At 72.8% G+C, this 21,971-nt stretch carries 21 protein-coding genes; 16 read left to right on the top strand and 5 right to left on the bottom strand.

From position 1 onward, the window contains the following. Positions 1 to 98 precede the first annotated feature (98 nt). The 4 genes from OG844_RS09440 to OG844_RS09425 all read left to right on the top strand — a co-directional run bounded on the left by OG844_RS09440 (position 99) and on the right by OG844_RS09425 (position 4,119). Complete coding sequence (locus OG844_RS09440) at positions 99 to 1,358, top strand: NYN domain-containing protein (protein ID WP_406389424.1); 1,260 nt, start codon at positions 99 to 101, stop codon at positions 1,356 to 1,358. Positions 1,359 to 1,475: 117 nt separating this feature from the next. Then, complete coding sequence (locus OG844_RS09435) at positions 1,476 to 2,459, top strand: ABC transporter ATP-binding protein (protein WP_406396062.1); 984 nt, start codon at positions 1,476 to 1,478, stop codon at positions 2,457 to 2,459. Between the two features lie 31 nt (positions 2,460 to 2,490). Next, on the top strand, positions 2,491 to 3,336 hold the full coding sequence (locus OG844_RS09430; protein WP_406389423.1) for an ABC transporter permease: 846 nt from the start codon (positions 2,491 to 2,493) through the stop codon (positions 3,334 to 3,336). Positions 3,337 to 3,390: 54 nt separating this feature from the next. Next, on the top strand, positions 3,391 to 4,119 hold the full coding sequence (locus tag OG844_RS09425) for an ABC transporter permease (protein WP_406389422.1): 729 nt from the start codon (positions 3,391 to 3,393) through the stop codon (positions 4,117 to 4,119). Between the two features lie 34 nt (positions 4,120 to 4,153). Here the strand turns inward: OG844_RS09425 and ybaK are convergent, their stop codons facing one another. The 4 genes from ybaK to OG844_RS09405 form a co-directional block, all read right to left on the bottom strand. Beyond that, on the bottom strand, positions 4,154 to 4,654 hold the full coding sequence (gene ybaK, locus OG844_RS09420; RefSeq protein WP_406389421.1) for a Cys-tRNA(Pro) deacylase: 501 nt from the start codon (positions 4,652 to 4,654) through the stop codon (positions 4,154 to 4,156). Positions 4,655 to 4,670: 16 nt separating this feature from the next. Then, positions 4,671 to 5,456, bottom strand: coding sequence for an LON peptidase substrate-binding domain-containing protein (locus tag OG844_RS09415; RefSeq protein WP_406389420.1), 786 nt, complete (start codon positions 5,454 to 5,456; stop codon positions 4,671 to 4,673). A gap of 11 nt (positions 5,457 to 5,467) precedes the next feature. Further along, positions 5,468 to 6,502, bottom strand: a complete 1,035-nt coding sequence (locus tag OG844_RS09410; RefSeq protein ID WP_406389419.1) for a hypothetical protein — start codon at positions 6,500 to 6,502, stop codon at positions 5,468 to 5,470. A gap of 223 nt (positions 6,503 to 6,725) precedes the next feature. Next, on the bottom strand, positions 6,726 to 8,327 hold the full coding sequence (locus OG844_RS09405; RefSeq protein ID WP_406389418.1) for an oxidoreductase: 1,602 nt from the start codon (positions 8,325 to 8,327) through the stop codon (positions 6,726 to 6,728). Positions 8,328 to 8,487: 160 nt separating this feature from the next. Here OG844_RS09405 and hisD point away from each other — a divergent pair, with 160 nt between their 5' ends. The 10 genes from hisD to OG844_RS09355 all read left to right on the top strand — a co-directional run bounded on the left by hisD (position 8,488) and on the right by OG844_RS09355 (position 16,514). Further along, positions 8,488 to 9,810: a histidinol dehydrogenase gene (gene hisD, locus OG844_RS09400; RefSeq protein ID WP_406389417.1), complete on the top strand. Its 1,323-nt coding sequence runs from the start codon at positions 8,488 to 8,490 to the stop codon at positions 9,808 to 9,810. Then, positions 9,807 to 10,934 carry a histidinol-phosphate transaminase gene (locus OG844_RS09395; RefSeq protein WP_406389416.1) on the top strand — a complete coding sequence of 376 codons (1,128 nt, stop codon included), beginning with the start codon at positions 9,807 to 9,809 and terminating at the stop codon, positions 10,932 to 10,934. Before hisD ends, OG844_RS09395 begins: the two co-directional genes overlap by 4 nt. Then, positions 10,931 to 11,524, top strand: a complete 594-nt coding sequence (hisB, locus tag OG844_RS09390; protein ID WP_031098999.1) for an imidazoleglycerol-phosphate dehydratase HisB — start codon at positions 10,931 to 10,933, stop codon at positions 11,522 to 11,524. The genes OG844_RS09395 and hisB overlap by 4 nt, the downstream gene beginning before the upstream one ends. Then, positions 11,521 to 11,688 carry a hypothetical protein gene (locus OG844_RS09385; RefSeq protein WP_351170823.1) on the top strand — a complete coding sequence of 56 codons (168 nt, stop codon included), beginning with the start codon at positions 11,521 to 11,523 and terminating at the stop codon, positions 11,686 to 11,688. Before hisB ends, OG844_RS09385 begins: the two co-directional genes overlap by 4 nt. 10 nt (positions 11,689 to 11,698) lie before the next feature. Then, positions 11,699 to 12,340, top strand: a complete 642-nt coding sequence (gene hisH / locus OG844_RS09380) for an imidazole glycerol phosphate synthase subunit HisH (protein ID WP_351170820.1) — start codon at positions 11,699 to 11,701, stop codon at positions 12,338 to 12,340. Beyond that, entirely contained in the window at positions 12,340 to 13,065 is a 726-nt protein-coding gene (priA, locus tag OG844_RS09375) for a bifunctional 1-(5-phosphoribosyl)-5-((5-phosphoribosylamino)methylideneamino)imidazole-4-carboxamide isomerase/phosphoribosylanthranilate isomerase PriA (protein WP_329212070.1), read from the top strand. Before hisH ends, priA begins: the two co-directional genes overlap by 1 nt. Continuing rightward, on the top strand, positions 13,062 to 13,460 hold the full coding sequence (locus OG844_RS09370; protein WP_351170817.1) for a RidA family protein: 399 nt from the start codon (positions 13,062 to 13,064) through the stop codon (positions 13,458 to 13,460). Before priA ends, OG844_RS09370 begins: the two co-directional genes overlap by 4 nt. Further along, complete coding sequence (gene hisF / locus OG844_RS09365; protein ID WP_406389414.1) at positions 13,457 to 14,212, top strand: imidazole glycerol phosphate synthase subunit HisF; 756 nt, start codon at positions 13,457 to 13,459, stop codon at positions 14,210 to 14,212. The genes OG844_RS09370 and hisF overlap by 4 nt, the downstream gene beginning before the upstream one ends. 234 nt (positions 14,213 to 14,446) lie before the next feature. After that, positions 14,447 to 15,334: an alpha/beta hydrolase family protein gene (locus OG844_RS09360; protein WP_406396060.1), complete on the top strand. Its 888-nt coding sequence runs from the start codon at positions 14,447 to 14,449 to the stop codon at positions 15,332 to 15,334. Positions 15,335 to 15,578: 244 nt separating this feature from the next. Beyond that, positions 15,579 to 16,514, top strand: a complete 936-nt coding sequence (locus OG844_RS09355; protein ID WP_406389413.1) for an alpha/beta hydrolase family protein — start codon at positions 15,579 to 15,581, stop codon at positions 16,512 to 16,514. 65 nt (positions 16,515 to 16,579) lie between these two features. On the opposite strand, the gene OG844_RS09350 is transcribed toward OG844_RS09355, so the two are convergent. After that, positions 16,580 to 17,353: an alpha/beta fold hydrolase gene (locus tag OG844_RS09350; RefSeq protein ID WP_406389412.1), complete on the bottom strand. Its 774-nt coding sequence runs from the start codon at positions 17,351 to 17,353 to the stop codon at positions 16,580 to 16,582. Positions 17,354 to 17,513: 160 nt separating this feature from the next. Between OG844_RS09350 and OG844_RS09345 the strand changes: the two genes are divergently transcribed. Continuing rightward, positions 17,514 to 20,264 carry a LuxR C-terminal-related transcriptional regulator gene (locus OG844_RS09345; RefSeq protein WP_406389411.1) on the top strand — a complete coding sequence of 917 codons (2,751 nt, stop codon included), beginning with the start codon at positions 17,514 to 17,516 and terminating at the stop codon, positions 20,262 to 20,264. 270 nt (positions 20,265 to 20,534) lie between these two features. Continuing rightward, on the top strand, positions 20,535 to 21,884 hold the full coding sequence (locus OG844_RS09340) for a PucR family transcriptional regulator (protein ID WP_406389410.1): 1,350 nt from the start codon (positions 20,535 to 20,537) through the stop codon (positions 21,882 to 21,884). Positions 21,885 to 21,971 lie beyond the last annotated feature (87 nt).

Below are 21,971 nucleotides of genomic sequence, written 5' to 3'. Positions count from 1 at the left end.
GGGCAGACTCGAAGGAAACCCTGAGTAAGCGAACCCCGAGCAAGCGGACCCACCCTCATGACCGGGCCCGCTGATCCGTTCCCGAAACCTGGAAGAGGGTGGAACGCGTGGACCGTTGCGTCGTCCTGGTGGACGCCGGCTACTTGTTGGGCGCAGCCGCGAGTCTGCTGGCCGGAGAACCCGCCCGTTCCCGCATCACCGTCGACCACGCCGCCCTGATCCAGGGACTGCGCGAGCGCGCAGAGGCCGACACGGAACAGCCCCTGCTCCGGATCTACTGGTTCGACGGCGCCCCCGACCGCGTACCCCAGCCCGAACACCGCCGGCTCCGGGTGATGTCGCGCGTGACCGTTCGGCTGGGGGCCCTCACCCGCAGTGACGGACGGTGGGCGCAGAAGGGCGTCGACGCGGCGATGCACGCGGAGCTCACCGAACTGGCCAGAAACCGCGCCTGCTCCGATGTGGTGCTCGTGACCGGGGACGGCGACCTGCTGCCCGGACTGATGTCCGCCAAGGAACACGGCGTGGCCGTCCACCTCTGGGCCGTCCAGGCCGCCGACGGCGACTACAACCAGTCCGAGGACCTCGTCGCCGAGGCGGACGAACGCCGGGTGCTCGACCGGGCCTGGATCACCAAGGCCGTACGGGCCAAGGAGATGGGCGGTGTGTGCGCGCCGCCGCCCGTCCCCCGCCCCGAGATCGCAGCGATCCTCTCCGCCCCGCTGCCCGAGGCCGCGCTGGCCGCCTCGGCCGAGCGGGCGTCGGAGGCCCAGGCCGCCGCGGCCCGCAACGGCAACGGCACACCGGCGGGCGAGGCCGCCGCACACCCGCCGCCCGCCGCCGGCCACAAAGGCGTCCCCACCCCCAAGGACCTGGCCAGCCTGCGTGCCCCTGGCGCGCCGGCCGCCCCGCACCCCGTACAGCAGCCCGTCCCCAACGCGACCCTGCGCTGGTCGTCCGACCGGGGCTGGGTGGAGCGCGGCGGACCCCTCGGCGAACCCGCGGAGACCGCGTCCCTGCCGACCCTGGCCCAACTGACCAGCGCCGAACAGCGCTGGGCGGACCGGGAGGAGGACATCACCACCGTCGGCGGAGACCCCTTCGAGGTCGGCCAGGTCTTCGCCCGGCGCTGGATGGAGCGGCTGCCGGAGACCGTTCACCTGCAGAAGCTCGCCACCATGTACCCGCGCATCCCGCACCGGATCGACGGGGAACTGCTGCGCTACGCGGCACGCTTCGGGCTGCTCGCCCACAAGGACGACCAGATCGACGAGCACGACCGCTACGCCATCCGGGCGGGTTTCTGGCGCGAGATCGATGTGCGGGCCGCCGCGGAGCCGGCCCCGGTGGCGGAGTAGGCGCGGCGGCAGCGGCACGGCCCTGCCCGGCCCCGGGCGCAATCCGGGGCATCCGACCCCGTACTCTCGTACCTCGTGAGTACGGGCACAGCACAGGCACAGACCGGGACCGGGACCGTGTGCGCGGTGCGTGATCTGGTCAGGACCTATCCCGCCGTCCGCGGCCGACGCGGCCGGGCCGGCACCCCCGAGGTGCGGGCGACCGACGGGATCAGCCTCGACGTCCGGCGCGGTGAGATCTTCGGGCTGCTCGGGCCCAACGGCGCGGGCAAGTCCACGCTCGTGCGCCAGCTCACGGGGCTGATGCGCCCGGACTCCGGCAGTGTCGAGGTGCTGGGGCACGATCTCGTGCGCCACCCCGAACGCGCTTCCCGGCTCATCGGGTACCTCGGGCAGGAGTCCACCGCCCTGGACGAGCTGACGGTGTCCCTGGCGGCCGAGACCACCGGGCGGCTGAGGGGCATGCCGGCGCGTGCGGCGCGGGCCGAGCGCGATGCCGTACTCGAGGAACTGGGCCTCACCGAGCTTGCCGGGCGGCCCCTGAGGAACCTGTCCGGCGGCCAGCGGCGGCTCGCCTGCTTCGCGGCCGCACTGGTCGGGGAGCGCCCCGTCCTGGTCCTCGACGAGCCGACCACGGGCATGGACCCCGTCGCCCGGCGCGCGGTGTGGTCCGCCGTCGACCGGCGCCGTGCCGAGAACGGTGCCACGGTGCTGCTCGTCACCCACAATGTGATCGAGGCGGAGACGGTACTCGACCGCGTCGCCGTCATGGAGCGCGGCAAGGTCATCGCCTGCGACACCCCGGCCGGGCTCAAGGAGCAGGTGGCAGGCGAGGTCCGGGTCGAGCTGGTGTGGCGCGAGAGGGCGCCGCTGGACGTCCCCGAGGTGGCCGCGCTGCGTGGTTCCGCCCAGGAGTCCGGGCGCCGCTGGGTGCTGCGGCTGGTGCCGGACGAGGCGCGGGCCGCGGTCGCCGCGGTGACCGGCGGGGCGGCGTTCTCCTCGCTGGACGACTTCACCCTGGCCACACCCAGCCTGGAGGACGTCTATCTGGCGCTGGGCGGGGATGCGGCGAAGGCGGCCGAGGGACTGGTGAAGGCGTGATCATGAACGTGTCGAAGGGGAGCAGCGCCAGGTGACGAGCATCCTTCCTGTGGAGTCCGCGGAAAAGGTGTCCCGGCCGGCGGACGGACGGTCGGCTGCGGGCATGCCCGCCCGTACCGCCCCGGCACCCCTCGCCCCGCGGGCCCGGCTGCTGCCCGCGCTGGCCGCCGTGTACCGGGCACAGCTGTCGAGGGCGAGGGTCGCCCGGATTCCGCTGCTGTTCGTGGCGACCTTCCAGTCCATCGGAATCATGGTGCTCATGCGGGGCGTCGTCGACGGCGGCGCCGAGGCGCGAGCCGTGGTCGCGGGGTCCAGCGTGCTCGTCGTGGCCTTCGTGGCGCTGAACCTGCTGGCCCAGTACTTCGGCCGGCTGCGGGCGGACGGCGGTCTCGACCACTACGCCACGCTGCCGGTGCCGCCCGCCGCGGTGGTGCTGGGGGCCGCGGGTGCGTACGCCTCGTTCACCGTGCCCGGCACGATCGTCACGGCGGTCACGGGAAGCGTGCTGTTCGGGCTGCCCATGACCCACCTGTGGGTGCTCGTCGCCGTCATTCCGCTGTCCGGGGCCGCGCTCTCGGGGCTCGGCGCCGCGCTCGGGCTGCTGGCGCCGCGGCAGGAACTCGCGACGCTCCTCGGTCAGCTGGGCATGTCCGCCGCGCTGCTGCTCGGCGTGCTGCCGGCCGACCGGCTGCCGGGGCCGGTGGGATGGGCCCGCGACCTGCTGCCCTCGACGTACGGGGTCGAGGCGCTGGCCCGGTCCTTCGACGCCCACCCGGACTGGGCGGTCGTCGCCCTCGACCTCGGGGTGTGCGCGGTGGTCGGTGTCCTGTCCCTGGCCGTGGCGACCTGGGCGTACCGGCGGGCGGCGGTCCGGTAGCCCTGCCGGCGGACCGGTGAGGCGGCGCGCCGGGGGGCCTGGCACGATGGCAGCGTGACCGCACCGTTGACGCCGCCTCACCAGCCCCCGTCCGATGATCCCTGGCAGGCCACGCCGTCGGGATCCCATGCCGCGCCCGGCGGCCAGGAGCCGCCGCACGGGACCGATCTCGTGGCCGAAGTGCGGCAGGCCGCCGTGGTCACCGGGCTGCTGACGGTGGCCGGTGCGGCACTCGGACTGCTGTGGCTGTGGCTGGCGCCCCGCGTGCCGCTGGTCTCCGACGACACGGCGGTGTTCCTCAAGAACAGCGAGGGCGAGGAGGCCATCGGGGCGGACGGCACGTTCGTACTGCTGGCGCTCGCGTTCGGCCTCGTGTCGGCCGCCGCCGTCTTCCTCTTCCGCAGGCGCGGAGGGATCGCGCCGGTGGTCTCGCTCGCCCTGGGCGGACTGCTCGGCTCTCTGCTGGCGTGGGGGATCGGCACGTGGTTCGGGCCGACGTCGGATGTGGTCGCCCATGCCAAGGAGGTCGGCAAGGGCGTGACGTTCGACGCGCCGCTGGAGCTGCACGCGGTGGGGGCGGGGATGCTCGCCTGGCCGGTTGCGGCGATGGCCGTGCACCTGGGCCTGACGGCACTGTTCGGGCCGCGGGACCCCGAGCCGGAGTGGGATGCCGGCTACGGGGCGGACCGGCCCGTCGCCGGTCCCGCCGCCGGCCCCGCGGCGGGTCCTGCCGGAGGGCAGTGGCCCGACGGCGGGGCTACGGAGGGGCCGAAGCAGTCGTAGCGGTGCGGCTCCGGCCGGCGGACGGGCCCAGGAGCTACCCGCGGCCGATCGGGGCCAGTACGGCGTTCGTCAGTACCGCCAGGTCGTCCGCCGACAGTTCGACCTCCAGGCCCCGCCGGCCCGCCGACACGCAGATCGTCGCGTGCGTCCGGGCCGAGGCGTCGATGACCGTACGCAGCCGCTTGCGCTGGCCCAGCGGGGAGATGCCGCCGCGCACATAGCCCGTCGTGCGTTCGGCCGCCGCCGGGTCCGCCATCGCCGCCCGCTTGCCGCCCACCGCCGATGCCAGTGCCTTGAGGTCCAGCGACCCGGCGACGGGGACGACCGCGACGACCAGTTCACCGTCGACATCGGCGACCAGCGTCTTGAACACCCGGTCGGGCGGGACGCCGAGCGCCTCGGCCGCCTCCTCGCCGTACGACGGGGACGCCGGGTCGTGATCGTAGGAGCGGACCGTGAACGCGGTGCCCGCCGCGGTCAGTGCGACCGTGGCCGGGGTGCCGCCGGGCTGCTGCTTCTTGGCCTTCTTAGCCACCGGCAGGGTCCTCGGGTCAGTTGGGGTGTGTGGGTCCGCGGGTCAGGTCGATCGCGGGCAGCGACGGCAGATGCCGGATGACCGCGGTCTCCTTGCGCAGGAGCGTCAGCTCCTCGCGCAGCCGGGTCGCGGTGTCCGGAGCCTGGAGCAGCCGCTGCTTCGACGGGATGTCGAGAACGGCCGCGGCTGCCACCAGGTACGAGACGACGGACGGATCGTCCGGCAGGTCCGCACCCGTCGTCAGGGAGCGTTCATTGGCCCCGGCGAGCCGCTTCTGGTAGCTGCGGAAGGCCCTCAGGACACCCTCGGCGAGCGCGCCGGCCTCTTCCTCGGCCTTCGTGACGCCGCTGTCGGCCGCCCCGTCGTCCGGATCCTCGGTCAGTTCCTCGACCTCGGCCGACAGATAGGGGCCGCTCGCGTCGACGGAGAGCAGTCTGACCCGGGTGGTGCCGGTCGCGAGGACCTCGAAGCTGCCGTCGGCGCGCTCACGGATCTTCGCCGCGTCGGCGATGCAGCCGACCCGGTGGAAGCTCTGGATCGGGTCGGGGCCGAATCCGTCCGCCGGGGCGCGCTCGACCGGGCCGGCCGCGGCGACCGCGTCGGGCATCCCGGTGGCCGTGGGGGCGGTCTCGCGGCCGTCGCGGATCGCGACCACGACGAAGCGGCGCGGTTCGTCCTCGTCGATCTCGAGCAGCTCACGCATCATGGCGCGATAACGCTCCTCGAAGACGTTGAGAGGCAGCACGAGGCCGGGGAACAGCACCGCGTTCAGCGGGAACAGGGGGAGACGAGCGGTGGTCACAACGGTCAAGCCTAATGGCCGCGGAGCCCGCCGTGTCCGGCCCGGCCCCGCAAGGGTGTGGAAGAGGTCACCCGGAGCCGCGCGTCCGCTCTCGCGTCGAGGAATCCACTGAGCGCATCCTCGGACACGGACGCCCACGGGAACGACGTCACATACCGTCCGATCAGCTCGAACTGCTCCAGCGCCTCCGCCCACCTGCCCCGTGCGACCAGCACATGGACGAGGAGGTTGCGGACCTCGGCGGTCCACGGATCGCCGGGCGGATAGGCGGCCGACAGGGAGATCGCGAGATCGGCCGCCGCGTCGATCCGGTCCTCCTGCACGGAGTTCGTCCGCCGGGCTGCCCTCTCGTCGTGCAGGAGCGCGAAGGCCGCACGTACGGGGAGGGCCTGCACCAGGGAGTCCGGCGCGGCGTCCTCCGCCGCCCGCTCGGCGAAGTCGAAGCACTCGCGGTGCGAGCCGTACCAGGCGGCGGAGAGGTACTGGAGCGCGGCGACATGGCAGCCGTAGTGGTGCGCCGAGCGCCGTACCGCCTGCTCCCACAGCGATTCGAATGCGGTGTGGCCGGCGTGCGTGCCACGGGCGTGGTCGAGGGCGAGCCGCCACGGCACCGGGTCGCGCGGATCGGCCTCGGCCGCCGCCGTGATCTGCGGGGCCACCTCGCGCAGCAGCTCGGCGTGGGCGGGGGACTCCCAGGCGCGGCGTACGGCCAGTTCGGCCTTGACGAGCAGGGCGTCCGGGTCGCGCGGTGCGGCGGCCAGCCAGTCGGTGAGCCAGCCGTCGCGGTTGCGGGCGAAGGTCACCAGGCGGGCGAGGCAGCGGTCACGGATCTCCCACTCGGCGGCGTCCCGGGTGGTGGCGAGGAGCTTGGCCGCGGGTTCGAACTCTCCGAGGGCGGCGGCCACCAGAGCGGGCGACAGCCGCTCGTCGGGGGCGTCGAGCAGCACGGTGTCGTCCGCGGGCAGACCGGCCGACAGCCCGGGGCTGCGTCGGAGCGTGCACGCGGAAGTCAGCATCGCGCGGAGGGAAGCCATGGTGCAGACCATTGAAAAGCCCTGGTGGGGGCGGCGCCAGAGGGCCACTGTGAAGCTTCTGTAGGGAGTGGAAGGGTTGCCCTGGAAGGGGTCAAGAAAGGGTAAAGGAAACGGCTCCGCCCGGCCTGATTCCGACTGTCCTGTTGCGAAGAGCCGACCGTGCGGCCGTGGCTCGACAGGCCATTCGATCACTGTGTCCGCCGGAGATCCGGCCGGATCGGAGGAGGCCCTCCGGTCAGCCGCGACGCAGCATCCGGGAGGCGCCCGCCGCCACCGTCGTGGCCAATATCCACCCCAGCATGACGAGGACGGCCGCGGCCCACTGCCAGCCGCCCTCCAACCGCCAGTAGCCGTCCTGTCCGAGATTGATCACCGGAACCAGCAGATCCAGTGCGTACAGCGGGGCGTTCCACTGCGGATGCTCCTCCGCCTTGATCGCCGCCGGGTGGTACTGCGAGAAGGCCACCGCGCCCGCCGCCCACAGCACCGCCATCCACACCGCGGCCCGCCCCGGCCGGTAGCCGTACGCCACCGTCCAGTCCTGCAGATAGCCCCAGAGCCTGGCCGCGGGCGGCAGCGTCTCGCGCCGGCGCCGCTGCTTGGCGAGCAGCACCTCGCGGGCGTCCGCGTCCTCGCCGCAGTTGCGGAGCACCGTGGCGAGGCGCTCGTACGGCTCCGGCACGTACTCCGGCGTCGCGGCCTGCACCCACTCCAGGCGCCGGGAGAGCGGGAAGTGGCCGTAGGGGACGAGGTTCTCGTAGACGAAACCGCCCATCGCCAGCCCGCCGGGGCCGGGCCAGCTGGTCGACAGGTCGATCAGCGTGACGACCCGCGCGCCGTTCAGTACGACCCTGCCCTCCTGCGGGCGCTCCGCGTTGAACCGCAGCTCGGGCGTGACGATCCGGCGCAACGACAGCTCCTCGTGCTGCGCCAGTACGAAGCGGGCCTTGTGCAGGTCCACCGCGTCCCCGAAACGCCCGTCGTCGAGCCGTACGGCGCCCCGGCACTCGAAGACCTGCGCGCGGGTCCCACGCGCCGGGGTGATGCCCCGGATGATGCCGAACGGGGGAGTGGTGCCCTGGTTCCCGGTGTCGATGCTCACCCAGGCCTCGGTCATGTACAGCGTGCGCTCCACGCTCAGCTGCGGGGCGTTCAGCGCCCGCCGCCCGTCCGTCGCGCGCAGCCGGCTGCCCCGCAGGCTCAGCGAACCGCCGACCTTGGCCCCTCGCAGGCTGAGCTCACCACGCGTCTCGATCATCTCCGCCTGGAGGTCCTGGGCCACCGACATCCCGTCGCCCACGAAGGCGCGGCCGCGCCGGTCGGGGCCGACGCTGATCTGGCTGATCAGCAGATCCGTGCCGATCTGGGCGTCGGTCAGCCTGATGCCGCGGTCGACCCGGCAGCGCGGCAGGTGCAGGTCGCCCTCCGTGTGCAGCCGGGCCGCGTCCAGTCTCGGCACCGCGCAGCCCACCATGCGCAGCGTCGTGAAATAGCACTCGGGCAACACGACCTCCTGCTCGAAGCGGCAGCCCGTCAGCTCCACGTACGGGGCGACCCGGCCGCCCGCCAGGTCCAGCTTCCCCGTGATGCGCACACCACGGAGCTTCAGCGCGGCCACCCGCCCCGGCCGCGCGGGCGGCCCGCTGAGCAGCAGCCGCGCCACCGTCCGGGCGCCGACACTCCGCTCCGGCCCCCAGATGTGCGGTGCGAACGGATCGTCGCGCACCGCGTCGTGGGAGCGCAGATCGTAGGTGGTGCCGTTACGGAAGGACTGCCACATGCCCAGCTCCGCCGCGCTGAGCCCGTCCGGGATGTCGCCGTCGTGCGGCTCGGTCACTGAAATACCTCCGCCTGCGCAGCTCGTCCCGCGCTTCGTACAACCGTTCTTCCCTCTGTGTGACGGCGTGAACGCTAGTAGTCAGCTGTGACAGCCGGGACATGTATCAGCCAGTGATACGGACGACCGGACGCCGGAACCGGTCTGAGAGAATTGGGGGGTGATCTCTCGAATCGATCTGCGCGGTACCGCCCTCCCCGAGGGCGGCGCCCTGCGCGACCTGCTGCCCCGTGCCGAGTTCGACGTGGAAGCCGCCCTGGAGACGGTGCGGCCCATCTGCGAGGACGTACGCCATCGTGGCTCCGCGGCAGTGATCGAGTGGGGGGAGAAACTCGACGGCGTGCGCCTCGACTCGATCCGGGTCCCCGCGGCCACGATCACCGGGGCGCTGGAGCAGCTCGACCCCGCCGTACGGGCCGCGCTCGAGGAGTCGATCCGCCGCGCCCGCCTCGTCCACCGCGAGCAGCGCCGCACCACGCACACCACCCAGGTCGTCCCCGGCGGCACGGTCACCGAGAAGTGGGTGCCCGTCGAGCGCGTCGGGCTTTACGTGCCGGGCGGCCGCTCGGTCTACCCCTCGTCCGTCGTCATGAACGTGGTCCCTGCCCAGGAGGCCGGCGTCGAGGGCATCGCCGTCGCCTCCCCGCCGCAGAAGGAGTTCGGCGGGCTGCCGCACCCCACGATCCTCGCCGCCTGCGCCCTCCTCGGCGTCGACGAGGTGTACGCCGCCGGCGGCTCCCAGGCCATCGCGATGTTCGCGTACGGCACCGAGGACTGCCTGCCGGTCAACCTCGTCACCGGCCCCGGCAACATCTATGTCGCCGCCGCCAAGCGCCTCCTCAAGGGCCGCATCGGCATCGACGCCGAGGCCGGACCCACCGAGATCGCGATCCTCGCCGACGCGAGCGCCGACCCGGTGCACGTCGCCGCCGACCTGATCAGCCAGGCCGAGCACGACCCGATGGCCGCCGCGGTGCTCGTCACCGACTCCGAGGAGCTGGCCGCCGCCACCGAGGCCGAACTGCGGCCCCAGATCGCCGCGACCAAGCACGTCTCGGACCGGATCGAACCCGCGCTGGCCGGCCGGCAGTCCGCGATCGTCCTGGTCAACGACCTGGAGGACGGACTCAAGGTCGTCGACGCGTACGCCGCCGAGCACCTGGAGATCCAGACGGAGAACGCCGCCGCCGTCGCCGACCGGGTCCGCAACGCCGGAGCCGTCTTCGTCGGCCCCTTCTCGCCCGTCTCCCTCGGTGACTACTGCGCCGGCTCCAACCACGTCCTGCCCACCGGTGGCTGCGCCTGCCACTCCTCGGGCCTGTCCGTGCAGTCCTTCCTGCGCGGCATCCACATCGTCGACTACACCCGTGACGCGCTCGCCGAGGTCACCCACCACGTCGTGACGCTCGCCGAGGCGGAGGACCTCCCCGCCCACGGCGCCGCGCTCAAGGCCAGGTTCGGCTGGAAGGTTCCGCAGCAGTGAGCAACGACAGCACCACGCGCAACGCCTGGGACGACCTCCCGATCCGCGACGAGTTGCGTGGCCAGTCCCCGTACGGCGCGCCCCAACTCGACGTACCGGTCCGGCTGAACACCAACGAGAACCCCTACCCGCTCCCCGACGCGCTCGTCGACCGCATCGCCGAGCGCGTCCGCGAGGCCGCCCGGAACCTCAACCGCTACCCCGACCGCGACGCCGTGGAGCTCCGCACCGAGCTCGCCCGCTACCTCACCCGCACCGCCGGGCACGGAGTCGGGTACACCAACGTCTGGGCGGCCAACGGCTCCAACGAGGTCCTCCAGCAACTGCTGCAGACCTTCGGCGGCCCCGGGCGCACCGCGATCGGCTTCGAGCCCTCGTACTCGATGCACCCCCTCATCGCACGCGGTACCGGCACCGGCTGGATCTCGGGGCCGCGCAACGAGGACTTCACGATCGACGTGGAGGCCGCGAAGAAGGCCATCGCCGAGCACCGCCCCGAGGTGGTCTTCATCACCTCGCCCAACAACCCCACCGGCACCGCCGTCGACGCGGACACCGTCCTCGCGCTGCACGACGCCGCCCAGGCCGCCCGGCCGTCGATGGTCGTCGTCGACGAGGCGTACGGCGAGTTCAGCCACCACCCCTCGCTGCTGCCGCTGATCGAGGGCCGCCCGAACCTGGTGCTCTCGCGCACCATGTCGAAGGCGTTCGGCGCCGCGGGCCTGCGCCTCGGCTACCTCGCCGCCGATCCGGCCGTCGTCGACGCCGTCCAGCTGGTGCGCCTGCCGTACCACCTGTCCTCCGTCACCCAGGCCACCGCGCTCGCCGCCCTGGAGCACACCGATACGCTGCTCGGGTACGTCGCGCAGCTCAAGCGTGAGCGCGACCGGCTGGTCGGCGGCCTGCGGGAGCTCGGCTTCGCCGTCACCGACTCGGACGCCAACTTCGTCCAGTTCGGCCGCTTCGCCGACAGCCACACCGCCTGGCAGCAGATCCTCGACCGGGGCGTCCTGGTCCGGGACAACGGCGTACCGGGGTGGCTGCGGGTCTCCGCGGGAACCCCGGAAGAGAACGACGCGTTCCTCGATGCGGTGCGCGAACTGAAGAAGGAGCACGACGCATGAGCCGCGTAGGCAGGGTGGAGCGGACCACCAAGGAGACCTCCGTGCTCGTCGAGATCAACCTCGACGGCACCGGCAAGGTCGATGTCGCGACCGGGGTCGGCTTCTACGACCACATGCTCGACCAGCTCGGCCGCCACGGCCTGTTCGACCTCACGGTCAAGACCGAGGGCGACCTGCACATCGACTCGCACCACACGATCGAGGACACCGCCCTCGCGCTCGGCGCCGCCTTCAAGCAGGCGCTCGGCGACAAGGTCGGCATCTACCGCTTCGGCAACTGCACCGTCCCCCTGGACGAGTCGCTCGCCCAGGTCACCGTCGACCTCTCCGGCCGCCCGTACCTGGTGCACACCGAGCCCGAGAAGATGGCGCCGATGATCGGCGAGTACGACACGACGATGACCCGGCACATCCTGGAGTCCTTCGTCGCGCAGGCGCAGATCGCCCTGCACGTCCACGTCCCGTACGGCCGCAACGCCCACCACATCGTGGAGTGCCAGTTCAAGGCGCTCGCGCGCGCCCTGCGGTACGCCAGCGAGCACGACCCGCGCGCAGCCGGGATCCTTCCGTCCACGAAGGGCGCCCTGTGACCGGCCTCAACACCGTGCTGATCGTCGTCGGCCTCTTCCTGGCCGGCGGCGTCTACTCCTTCTGGAAGCAGGGGATGCCCAAGGGCGTCGTCGTGCTTCTCGGGATCGGATCCGTGATGTGCCTGGTCGCAGGCGTCATGCGGATCCAGGGAATCTGGGACTGAGGGCAGGACTGTGAGCGAAAGCAAGAAGGTCGTCGTCTTCGACTACGGCTTCGGCAACGTGCGTTCCGCCGAGCGGGCCCTCGCCCACGTCGGCGCGGACGTGGAGATCACCCGCGACTTCGACCGCGCGATGAACGCCGACGGGCTGCTCGTCCCCGGCGTGGGTGCCTTCTCGGCCTGCATGGACGGGCTGAAGCGGGCCCGCGGCGAATGGATCATCGGCCGCAGACTGTCCGGCGGGCGTCCCGTCATGGGCATCTGTGTCGGGATGCAGATCCTGTTCGAGCGCGGCATCGAGCACGGGGTGGAGACCGAGGGCCTCGACGAGTGGCCCGGCACCGTCGGACCGCTCAAGGCCGACGTCGTCCCGCACATGGGCTGGAACACCGTCGAATCCCCCGAGGGCTCACAGCTCTTCGCCGGACTCGACCCCGAATCCCGCTACTACTTCGTGCACTCCTACGCCGCGCACGACTGGTCCCTCGAAGTCACCAACGCCAAGATCCGTGCCCCCAAGGTCACTTGGGCGACGCACGGAGAGCGGTTCGTGGCGGCCGTGGAGAACGGCGCGCTGTGGGCCACCCAGTTCCACCCCGAGAAGTCCGGCGATGCCGGCGCCCAGCTGCTGACCAACTGGATCGAGACGCTGTAATGCCGAAGCTTGAACTGCTCCCCGCCGTCGACGTCCGCGACGGCCAGGCCGTCCGCCTCGTCCACGGCGAGTCCGGCTCCGAGACCTCCTACGGCTCCCCGCTGGAAGCCGCCCTCGCCTGGCAGAGCTCCGGGGCCGAGTGGCTGCACCTCGTCGACCTGGACGCCGCCTTCGGCACCGGCGACAACCGCGCGCTGATCGCCGAAGTGGCCGGCGCCATGGACATCAAGGTCGAGCTCTCCGGCGGCATCCGCGACGACGCCTCGCTCGCCGCGGCCCTCGCCACCGGCTGCCGCCGGGTCAACCTCGGCACCGCCGCCCTGGAGACCCCGGAGTGGGTCGCCAAGGTCATCGCCGAGCACGGCGACCAGATCGCGGTCGGCCTCGACGTGCGCGGTACGACGCTGCGCGGCCGCGGCTGGACCCGTGACGGCGGCGACCTCTACGAGACGCTCGCCCGCCTCGACTCCGAGGGCTGCGCCCGCTACGTGGTCACCGACATCGCCAAGGACGGCACCCTGCAGGGCCCCAACCTGGAGCTCCTGAGGAACGTCTGCGCCGCCACCGACAAGCCCGTCGTCGCCTCCGGCGGCGTCTCCTCGCTGGACGACCTGCGGGCGATCTCCCTGCTCGTCCCGGAAGGCGTCGAGGGCGCGATCGTCGGCAAGGCGCTGTACGCGAAGGCGTTCACCCTCGAGGAGGCACTGGAGGCGGTCTCCGTATGACGGACTCCGTACGGCGCATCTCCTCCGGCGCCCCCTGGGAGGAGAAGTTCGGCTACTCCCGCGCGGTGGAGCTCCCGGGCGGCCTCGTCCTGGTCTCCGGCTGCACCTCGGTCGTGGGCGGCCAGATCTCGGCCGGCGGCCCCTACGAGCAGGCAGTCACCTCCTTCCAGGTCGCCTTCGACGCGCTGAAGCAGGCCGGCCTCGGACGCGAGGACGTCGTCCGCACCCGGATGTACATCACGCACGCCAGGGACGTCGACGAGGTGGGCCGCGCCCACAAGGAGCTGTTCGACGACGTGCGCCCCGCCGCTTCCATGATCATCGTGTCCGGCTTCGTCGACCCCAGCCTGGTCGTCGAGGTCGAGGTCGAGGCCTTCCGGGCAGGTGAGCGATGACCCTCTCCGTACGGGTCATCCCGTGCCTGGACGTCGACAACGGACGCGTCGTCAAGGGCGTCAACTTCCAGAACCTGCGCGACGCGGGCGACCCCGTCGAGATGGCCAAGCTGTACGACGCCGAGGGCGCAGACGAGCTGACCTTCCTCGACATCACCGCCTCCAGCGGCGACCGGGAGACGACGTACGACGTGGTGCGGCGCACCGCCGAGCAGGTCTTCATCCCGCTCACGGTCGGCGGCGGTGTCCGCACCCCCGACGACGTGGACAAGCTGCTACGGGCCGGGGCCGACAAGGTCGGGGTCAACACCGCGGCCATCGCCCGCCCGGAGCTGATCCGGGAGATCGCGGAGCGCTTCGGGCGCCAGGTGCTCGTCCTCTCCGTCGACGCCCGCCGCACCCCCGAGGGCACCTTCGAGGTGACGACGCACGGCGGCCGCAGGGGCACCGGCATCGACGCCGTCGAGTGGGCCCACCGGGCCGCCGAGCTCGGCGCGGGCGAGATCCTGCTCAACTCGATGGATGCCGACGGTACGAAGGACGGCTACGACACCGAGATGATCAAGGCGGTACGGGCGCACGTCACCGTTCCCGTCATCGCCTCCGGTGGTGCGGGCCGGCTGTCGGACTTCCCGCCGGCCATCGAGGCGGGCGCCGACGCGGTCCTGGCCGCGTCCGTCTTCCACTTCGGTGACCTGCGGATCTCCGAGGTCAAGGGTGCTCTCCGGGAGGCCGGACACCCCGTCCGCTGACCCCGGGGGAGGTGAGGGCCGGAAGCGAAGACCGGCAATCTCGCCGATGTGTGCGCACGGGGTGCACCGCGAGTGTGGCGACCGCCAACGAATGACGGCGGTACCCACGCGGTGCACCCCGAAAGCCCGGGACGACAGGGCCTGAAGGCTGCCGCGTTGTGGCTCCGCCACAACCGAGAGGACCCCCTCGTGCAGCACCTCCCCTCCGGCGACGTCTCCCCGCGCCGCCACCGGATGTCGAAGAGCCGCTCCCGCACCATCAAGCTCGGCCTGGCAGCCGCGGCCGCCACGGCCGGTCTGGTCACCGCGCTCATCCCCGGTGGAGCGCAGGCCGCCGCCAACCCGTACGAGCGCGGTCCGGCACCCACCAATGCGAGCATCGAGGCGAGCCGTGGGTCGTACGCGACGTCCCAGACGTCCGTGTCCTCGCTGAGTGTCCGAGGCTTCGGCGGCGGCACGATCTACTACCCGACGTCCACCTCGGACGGCACGTTCGGTGCGGTCGTGATCTCGCCCGGCTTCACCGCGTACCAGTCGAGCATCGCCTGGCTGGGAACGCGTCTGGCCTCGCAGGGCTTCGTCGTCTTCACCATCGACACCAACACGACGTCGGACCAGCCGGCCAGCCGCGGTGACCAGTTGCTCGCCGCGCTGGACTACCTCACCGAGGACAGTTCGGTCCGCACCCGGGTGGACGCCTCCAGGCTCGGTGTGATGGGCCATTCCATGGGCGGTGGCGGCACGCTGGAGGCTGCGAAGGACCGTCCGTCGCTGCAGGCGGCGATCCCGCTGACCGGCTGGAACACCGACAAGAGCTGGCCCGAGGTGAAGACGCCGACGCTGGTGATCGGTGCGGACGGCGACACGATCGCCCCCGTCGGCACGCACTCGGAACCGTTCTACAACTCGCTGCCGAGCTCGCTGGACAAGGCGTACCTGGAGCTGCGTGGAGCCACCCACTTCACCCCGAACTCGTCGAACACGACGATCGCGAAGTACAGCATCTCGTGGCTGAAGCGCTTCATCGACAACGACACCCGCTACGAGCAGTTCCTCTGCCCGCTGCCGTCGACCAGCCTGACGATCGCGGAGTACAGGGGCAACTGCCCGCACACCTCCTGACCGACAGGACCAGGGGCCGGGCCGCACCATGCGGCCCGGCCCTTCGTGCTGTCGGGCCACGCCGGCCACCGGCCGCCCGGGGCGAAGACCGGTGATATCGCCGATGTGCGCGCAGGGTGCGCACCGCGAAAGTGACGATCGTCAACGCATGACGGCGCTACCCACGCGGTGCACCCCCCGAAGGCCCCCGGACGAGGGGCCGTCGGCAGTCGCGGTGGTTCCGCCACAACCGAGAGGATCCCCAGTGCAGCAGCACCTCCCCTCCGGCGACATCTCCCCGCGCCGCCACCGGATGTCGAAGAGCCGCTCCCGCACCATCAAGCTCGGCCTGGCAGCCGCGGCCGCCACGGCCGGTCTGGTCACCGCGCTCATCCCCGGTGGAGCGCAGGCCGCCGCCAACCCGTACGAGCGCGGTCCGGCACCGAGCAACTCGAGTATCGAGGCGCTCCGCGGCTCGTACGCGACGTCCCAGACGTCCGTGTCCTCACTGAGCGTCAGAGGCTTCGGCGGTGGCACGATCTACTACCCGACGACCACCTCCGACGGCACGTTCGGTGCGGTCGTGATCTCGCCCGGCTTCACCGCCTACGAGTCGAGCATCGCCTGGCTGGGAACGCGCCTGGCCTCGCAGGGTTTCGTCGTCTTCACGATCGACACCAACACCACGGTGGACCAGCCGGCCAGCCGCGGTGACCAGTTGCTCGCCGCGCTGGACTACCTCACCGAGGACAGTTCGGTCCGCACCCGGGTCGATGCCTCCAGGCTCGGTGTGATGGGCCACTCGATGGGCGGTGGCGGCACGCTGGAGGCTGCGAAGGACCGTCCGTCGCTGCAGGCGGCGATCCCGCTGACCGGCTGGAACACCGACAAGAGCTGGCCCGAGGTGAAGACGCCGACGCTGGTGATCGGTGCGGACGGCGACACGATCGCCCCCGTCGGCACGCACTCCAAGCCGTTCTACAACTCGCTGCCGAGCTCGCTGGACAAGGCGTACCTGGAGCTGCGTGGAGCCACCCACTTCACCCCGAACTCGTCGAACACGACGATCGCGAAGTACAGCATCTCGTGGCTGAAGCGCTTCATCGACAACGACACCCGCTACGAGCAGTTCCTCTGCCCGCTGCCGTCGGCCAGCCTGACGATCGCGGAGTACAGGGGCAACTGCCCGCACACCTCGTAGCAGACGGGGGACGACGGGGCCGGGCCGCGCGTACCGCGGTCCGGCCCCGTCGTGCTGCCCGGGCCTCAGTCCTCGGCCAGGAACCGGGCGATGGACCCGGCGAAGCCCGGATCCCGTACGACGGTCAGATGGTCGCCGGGCAGCACGGTCAGCTCCGCCCCGTCGATCGCGTCGGCCAGCACCCCGGGCCGTATCGCGAGAGGATCGCTCTCGCCGGCAAGGACGAGCGTGGGGACCTTGATCCGGTCCAGCGGCAGCGCGCCCCGGTGCACCGAACGGATCTGCGCCGCCAGCGCGAACCGGTCCGAGCCCGACACATCGGCCAGCACCCGGAAACCCCGTGTCCGCTCCGGGGCGTCCGCCGCATCCTCGGCCGTGAGCGCCGCGGACACCAGCTCCGGAGGCATCGCCCGGGTGTCCAGACCACCCACCTCCACCGCGCCCGCACCGATCCCGCCGACCACGAGGCGGCTGATCCGCGTGTCGTCGGCCGCCGCGAGCAGCGCCACCACCGCGCCCATGGAATAGCCCGCGACATGCACCCGTTCCGCGCCGATGCGGTCGATCAGGAGGCGCACGTCACGGGCCATCAGCGACTCGCCGTAGTAGGTGTCGCCGTGCGGCTTGTCCGAGTCGCCGTGACCCCGCGCGTCCAAGGCGTACACCCGGCGGCCCTGCGCGACCAGTGCCCCGACGACCCCGGGGCCCTCCCAGTTCAGCCGGGCATGGGCGGCGAAGCCGTGCAGGAGCACCACCGGGGGCAGTGCGCCGGCCGGGCTCCCGGACCAAGTCCAGTACCGAAGGGTCAGACCGTCGTGTGTACGGAATTCATCAGTCATGCACCGACGTTACGGGCGGGTGCGGCACACCTGCCCGGGACTGTGCCCCCGCACAGCCCGCACCGCGTTCTGTTGGGAGCCCGCACCGCTCCGGGCCGCCCCGGGCGGGGGAGCGGACGCGAACCTTCCGACTCTGTTTACGCGGAAGTAACGTGAGAGCGTGACCCTAACGACGACCGTGCACAGTCCGCTCCGGCTGTACGGCCGCAGCGGTGAACTCGCCATCCTGGAAACTCTCTTGGGGCGGCTGCGGGCAGGGGACGGCGGAGCGCTCGTGCTCACCTCACCCCCCGGCCTCGGCCGCACCGCCCTCCTGCGCCGGGCCGCAGCCGACTACTTCGCACGACGCGAAGGGCCCGTGCTGTACGCCTCCGCCGCCCCCGCCGAGGAACGGCTGCCCTACAGCGGGCTGCACGCCCTGCTCTGCTCCGCGCAGGGCCCCCTGTCCGTCTCCCCCGACCGCGTACTGCGCACCGGGATCACCCCCGGCGGCCTGCTCGGCCTGCTGCGCGGCCTCGGCGCCGAACGGCCGCTGCTGGTCTGCGTGGACGACGCCCACGCCTGGGATCCCGACTCGCGGGCCGCGCTCGGATTCGCGGCCCGCAGACTCGGCGCGGGCAGCCGGGTCGCCGTGGTGATCGGCGCCGCCGACGAGACCGCCTTCGCCGGACTGCCCGCCCTGCGCCTCGGCCCGCTGGACGACGACGCGGCGACCGCACTCCTTGACCGGCTCACCGACGCCACGGGCGACATCGACCCGGTCGTGCGCAGCGAACTCCTGCGGGAGGCGGCCGGGAACCCCCGGCTGCTCGCCGGCCTCGTCGGGCGCCTGACCGCCGACCAGTTGGCCGGGCGCACCGCGCTTCCCTACCCGCTTCCCGGTGGCGAGAGCGTCCTCGACGCACATGCCGCCCATCTCGACGGGCTCGACCCGGACACCCACACCCTCCTCCTGCTGGCCGCGGCCGCGGAGGAACACGAACCCGACGGGGCAGGCGCGGACGCCGCCCTGCTGCTGCGGGCCGGAGCCCGCGCCGGGCTGCTCCCCGCCCACCTGGACCGCGTCCTGTTCGCACCCGCGGGCAGTGCGGGGGCACTCCAACGGGCGGGAAGCCGCGTGCACTTCAGCCACCCGCTGCTGCGCCGCGCGGTCCTGCACAGGGCGCCGACGGCCCGGCGCAGGGCCGTGCACGAACTGCTCGCCACACTGCTCACCGGGCCGGGATCGCCCCCGCTGCCCGCACTCGTCCAGCGGGCCTGCGCCGCACCCGGGCCGGACACCGAACTCGCCGGGCAGCTGGTGGCGGCGGCCGTCGCCCCCCGCCCGCACGCCGAACGGTCGGCCGCGCTCGCGCGCGCCGCCGCGCTCTCCACCGACGACGCACAGCGCGGCGCGCGCTTCGCGGCCGCCGCCGAACAGGCCCGGCTCGCAGGCGACACCGGCCGGGCCCGCGCCATGCTGGCCCGCGTCGGCGCCCACCCCGCCGGGGGTGTCGCACCCTACGTACGCGGCATGCTCGCCCTGCGCGACGGACCGGCGGCCGACGCCCGCGAGGCGCTCCTGAACGCGGCGGCACTGCTCGCGCCGCACGATCCGCGCCGTGCCCTGGACGCCCTGTTCGGTGCCGCGGAGGCCGCCTGGGCCTTGGGGGACGCCATCGCCTATCTGGACGCCATGAACCGTATCCCCGTCGCCCCGGCCGACCGGGCCATGGTCCAGTACCGCGCCGGGATGTGTGCCGTACTCGGCGGGCGCACCGTCGCGGGCCACGCCCTGCTGCGGTGCTGCCTGGACGGGGCCGACCGTGCCGAGGAACCCGACGAGCTGCTGAGGGCCGCGGTCTCGGCCCTGGTGCTCGGCGAGGTCGACGCGGCCTGCCGGACGGGGGCCCGCGCGCTCGCCGCCGTACGCACCCGTGGGCCCGAGGCCCTGCTGCCGCACGCCCTGGAGAACCTCGCGTACGCCGAACTGCGGGCCGGACGGCATGCCAGGGCCCGCGCCCACGCGCTGGAGGGCCTGCATGCCGCGCGGCGCACGGGACAGCCCAACGCGGCCACCCATCTGCACGCCGTACTGGCGCTCGCCGCCTCGGTGGAAGGGCCCGCAGAGGCATGCGCGGCCCATGCCGACGCCGCACTGGCCGGCGCGGGTCCGCACGGCCTGACCCAGGCGGCGACCCTCGCCACCTGGGCGGTGGGCCGTGCCGACCTCGCGGCCGGACGGCCCGGCGAGGCGGCTGCCCGGCTCGGGCCGCTGGTCCGGCCCGGACCGCGGATGGGGCACTTCGCCGTCCGGATGCTCGCCATCCCGTGCTACATCGAGGCGGTGGCCCTCTCCGGCCGTGCCGACGACGGCACGGACGGCCTGGCCGAGGCCGTCGAGGAGTTCGCGCTGTGGACCTCCCGGACCACCGACCCGCAGGCTCCCGCCCTACTGGCGCGCTGCCGGGCCCTCCTGGCACCTCCGGAGGAGGCCGCCGCGCGGTACGAGGAGGCGCTGGCCCACCACGACCGTGCGGGCGGCGACTTCGAGCGCGCCCGCACCCAGCTGCTCCACGGCCAGCTGCTGCGGCGCAGGCGCCGCACCCGTGAGGCCCGCGGCCCGCTGCGCGACGCCCTGGTCGCCTTCGAACGCTGCTCGGCCCGCGCCTGGGCCGACCGGGCGGGCGGGGAGCTGCGGGCGGCCGGGGAAGCGGTGGACGTGCCCGACCAGGGCGGGGCCGGGCCGCTCGCCGGACTGACCCCGCAGCAGCAGCGGATCGCCCGCTGTGTGGCGGAGGGTGCCACGAACCGTGAGGTGGCGGTGCGGCTCTCGGTGAGCCCGCGGACGGTCGACCACCACCTGCGCAACGTGTTCGCGGCGCTGGGGGTCAGGTCCAGGACCGAGCTCGCCAGGCTGCTGGACCGCTAGCGCCTCTCGTTCGGATCGTGCCAGGCCGGTTTCCGGTCCCGTCGCAGGTCCGAGGTGTGCCGCGGGCGGGCGGGACGCTCCGGCGCCGCCCGTGTTACTGCGAGGTTGCAGGACCGTGATGAGAAGAACGACGCAAACCTCTAGGTACCGACCGGGCGGTATGCCATTCTGCGGGCGTCAGGATCATTCGGTGTGCGCCCGCCCAATGGCGGGCCGGGCACGCACCGGGCCGACATATCCGCAGTCGGCCGATTCCCGGTGGAGGCCGCCATGCCACAGGTCGTACGTTCACGGATCAGGGCACTGCACGGGCCGCCCCCCGTAGCACCGCTGCCGCACCGCTTCCGTTCCCTGGCCGACCGTGAGGCCATCGCCGTACTCCACAGGGCCGCCCAGGTGCTGCTGGAGGCGCTGCCCGAGCTCACGGACCGGCTCGTCGAGCAGCTGCGGGAACAGGAGCCCGCCTACCGCACGGCCATCGAGAGCGACCCTGCCGAGATCTGGCAGGAGGTCCACCACTCACTCCGGCACAACGTCGCCTCCCTGATCCAGCCCCGGGAGTTCCGCGAGGCGGCCCACCGCACCTCCCGGTGGATCGGTGAGACCCGGGCCGAACAGGGCGTACCCCTCGACGCGGTCCTGCACGCCTTCCGGATGGGCGGGGCGATGGTCTGGCAGGACCTGGTCGACGAGACGGCGCGACGCCATCCCGAGGACATCCGGCTGCTCGTCCATGTCGCGGCGGACGTCTGGAACTTCGTGGACGAGCACTGCGGCGTGGTGGCCGAGGCGTACCGGCAGGCCGAACGGCGCCTCACCTGGCGCCGCGAGAACCAGCAGCGGCTGATGACGTCGGCCCTGCTGGACGGCACCGCCCGGATAGCCGACCTGCCGGACGCCGCGGTCATGCTGGGGCTGCCGGTGCACGGGCGGTACGCCGTGCTCGCGGTCGCCACCGCGCGCCGCGCCCCGCACGGTACGTCCCAGCCGCCGCTGACCCTCCCCGCGGGGACGCCGGTGCTCTGGCACGCGGGGGCCGACGCCGAACTCGCGATCCTGCCGCTGGGCGCCGGGCCGGTGGCGGCCGTCCCGCGCGAGGGGGACGCGGACACGGCTGTCACGGACAACGCGACGGCCGGGGCCCCGGTGCCGGACGAACTGGCCTCCGTGGCAGCCGAAATGACGGCTCCGCCCGGTACCCGGATCGGGATCAGCTCCGTGGTGGACGGGCTGGCGTCGGTCGGTGACGCGCGGCACCTTGCCGAGACCGCGCTGCGGGCCTGCCCGGCGTCCGGCGGCACCGTCCTGCTCGACGAGCACCTGCCGACCGCCCTGGTCGTCTCCTCGCCCGCGCTCGGCACCGCGCTCGCCGGCCGGGTACTCGGGCCGCTCGACCGGCTCGACCCCGCGGACCGGGACGTGCTCATCGAGACGCTGACCGCATGGCTCGACTCGGACGGTTCGGCTCAGCGTGCGGGGGCGCGGCTGTACTGCCACCGCAACACGGTCCTGAACCGGCTGCGGCGCTTCGAACAGCTGACGGGCCGCTGTCTCACACGGCCCTCCGACGCGGTCGAGGTATCCCTGGCGCTGGCGGCGCGGCGGCTGCTGGGCGGCTGAGATCGGCCCGAGAGGGGCGGGGGCTCCGCACGAGGCCCCCGCCCCTCACCTTGTGCGGGAGCACAGATCAACTCCGCGAGGGCTGTA

This window comes from Streptomyces sp. NBC_00887, assembly GCF_045207585.1.
Note: the sequence above shows the minus strand (reverse complement) of the source record. Positions and strands in the feature narration are given on the sequence as shown.